Source organism: Acinetobacter sp. A2 (genome assembly GCF_012371325.1).
GTDB lineage: Bacteria > Pseudomonadota > Gammaproteobacteria > Pseudomonadales > Moraxellaceae > Acinetobacter.
In genome coordinates this window covers 1-2,259 of sequence record NZ_JAAZQX010000060.1, presented here as the reverse complement: position 1 = coordinate 2,259, position 2,259 = coordinate 1, and the positions used below count along the sequence as shown (strand labels likewise).

3 protein-coding genes are annotated in these 2,259 nt (G+C 37.6%); 1 reads left to right on the top strand and 2 read right to left on the bottom strand.

What is annotated here, in order from left to right; all coding sequences use genetic code 11:
* Positions 1–129 precede the first annotated feature (129 nt).
* A complete protein-coding gene (locus tag HHA43_RS13060; RefSeq protein ID WP_168418854.1) occupies positions 130–468 on the top strand; it encodes an MGMT family protein in 339 nt (112 codons plus the stop codon).
* 182 nt (positions 469–650) lie between these two features.
* Here HHA43_RS13060 and HHA43_RS13055 read toward each other — a convergent pair whose 3' ends face one another.
* Positions 651–1,091: a universal stress protein gene (locus HHA43_RS13055; protein WP_168418853.1), complete on the bottom strand. Its 441-nt coding sequence runs from the start codon at positions 1,089–1,091 to the stop codon at positions 651–653.
* 189 nt (positions 1,092–1,280) lie between these two features.
* The gene (locus HHA43_RS13050; RefSeq protein WP_168418852.1) at positions 1,281–1,919 is read right to left on the bottom strand and encodes a CatB-related O-acetyltransferase; all 639 of its coding nucleotides are present in this window, start codon (positions 1,917–1,919) and stop codon (positions 1,281–1,283) included.
* Positions 1,920–2,259 lie beyond the last annotated feature (340 nt).

The window sequence follows — 2,259 nt, the reverse complement described above, 5'->3', positions numbered from 1 at the left end:
GTTACACGCTTGGCAACAAGACATTAACAGAGTGCGAATTAGTCCTTGAGTATGTTTGACTACATTTTAAGGAACAGTGATTGATTCACTCCTTTTTCTTTTTAACAATTGCAGGAAATCAGGCTGTTTATGAAGCCAAATATTTCTACTACAAAATCCAGTGATGAATTAGCACAGCAGATTTTAGCCGTGGTGTGTCTAATTCCTAAAGGGCGTGTAGCAACTTATGGACAAGTGGCGGCATTGGCAGGTTTACCCAAACATGCGCGATTAGTGGGTTATGTCTTAAAGCATTTGTCAGCAGATCATCAAGTACCGTGGCATAGGGTGATTAATGCACAAGGCAAAATTAGCCTAAGTAAGTTGAATGCTCAGGGTGAAAATGTGCAGGCATTAAAGCTAATGGCTGAAGATATAGTTGTGCTGGAAGGTAGGGTAAATTTAAAACAATACCAATGGCGACCTTGAGTCGTTGAAGAAACAAGAGGGAAGAAAGTAAAGGTTAAGCAGATGAATTATTATGCAGTCAGGAAAGCGATTTAAGGAAATTGTTGAAATGAAAAACAGTATAGTTTTGAGTGCATGAAGATGTGAAAAAGAAAGAAAAAGCGAAAAGTTCCCCATTTCCGTAGAAATGAGGAACAAGAAACTTATTGGCGTACCACAAGTACAGGTGTTGTGCCTTCGCTTAAAATGCTTTGAGCAACACTACCTAAGAATAATTTTTTCAAGCCAGTACGACCATGAGAACCGATCACGATTAGGTCAGCATTTAACTCTTTAGCAGCATTGCTAATTTCACGTGCAATGACTTGACCTTCAAGTAATTTAGTTTCAGCTTCAACACCTTGCTCAGTGAATTTTTGTTTCGCCTCTTCTAGCGTTTTTACGATAGAAGCACGCGCACGTTCAATTAAGTCATTGGTTTGGTTTGCTGTGATGTATTCTGCAGCAATGTATGGGTCAAGAGTAAGTACTTGAACCACAGTAATTTTACTACCAAATGCTTTTGCAAGTTCAGCAGCTTTTGCAACAGCAGCAAAAGAAGTTTCAGAACCGTCCACTGGTACGAGGATGTTTTGGTAAGCCATGAGTGTTTCTCCTTATTGTAATTTCAATACTTTAATAAAATATTCGCTCTGAGTCCTGTCTTATCTTACGCTGAATTCATAGAGAATAAAACCCAGTAATTTCATAAAGATAATTGAGTGCTGTAAGTCCTTATTTCACCTTAATTTAGCATGAAATTATGACGCTGTGCTTGAAATTCAACTAAAGTTTTAGTCCTTATTGTTGTGCTGATTTTTAAAAAATTCCACCAGTTTTTTAACATCATCTGTCTGCAATTGTTCTCGTATTTGTAGCAGATATTTTTCATCTAAATCATACAGTTTTAGTGCCAGAATGTCGGAAATTTCAGCTGCATTAAAACGGTATTTAATCACTTTAGCAGGTACGCCTGCCACAATGGCATAAGGTGGTACATCTTGCGTAACCACTGCACCTGTAGCCACAATTGCACCTTCACTCAGTTCAACCCCTTGCATAATCATGGCACGACTGCCAATCCAGCAACCATCACCAATTTTAGTATCACCTGCGGCAACAAAGCTGCGAGTATCAAACGGAAAAGCCGCAATCCAGTCACTGCGATGCAATTGATTGCCGCCCATCATAATCACACATTCCGCACCAAAGCAGACAAAATTACCAATATAGAGCTGATCAATTGGTTTTTCTGCTGTGGCGGGTTTGTCGTGCAAATAACGCACTACACAACGCTCAAAGCCTTGATCCCAATAAGCTGAATAATACGAGTAATTGCCTTTAATATGGATATTCGGATTTTTTACAGTTTTGGAGATAAACTCAAATTCGCACCAGTGTTTAACAGGGGAATTAATCAGCGTTTCAGACATGGTGTATGTGTAAAAAATTAATGAAATAGAATTATATATGAGTTACTTTTGATTTCTTATAATATTCATCCTGACAGAAGCTTGGTGGGCAGAGAAGTTAATGTTTGTCTAAAATGAGTTTGAGGAAAAAATAGCAGATGAAATAAAAAGAATCATTCATACCTTTACTTTGGTAATCCCCCCTAAAAAAATAATAGGATTTAAAAGTAGAATTTTCCCTTAAGATACAAGCTAGAGATTCTGCATGAAAACAGAGATGGATCCGGAAATTTGAACAACTCCTATAAGTGATATTCTGCTCCTCAAATGATGTTATAAACATCAATATATGGAGTATTTT

Excerpts from the sequence above, each read along its gene's own strand:
- HHA43_RS13055 (WP_168418853.1), bottom strand. The coding sequence starts at position 1,091 with ATGGCTTACCAAAACATCCTCGTACCAGTGGACGGTTCTGAAACTTCT.
- HHA43_RS13050 (WP_168418852.1), bottom strand. The coding sequence starts at position 1,919 with ATGTCTGAAACGCTGATTAATTCCCCTGTTAAACACTGGTGCGAATTT.
- HHA43_RS13060 (WP_168418854.1), top strand. The coding sequence starts at position 130 with ATGAAGCCAAATATTTCTACTACAAAATCCAGTGATGAATTAGCACAG.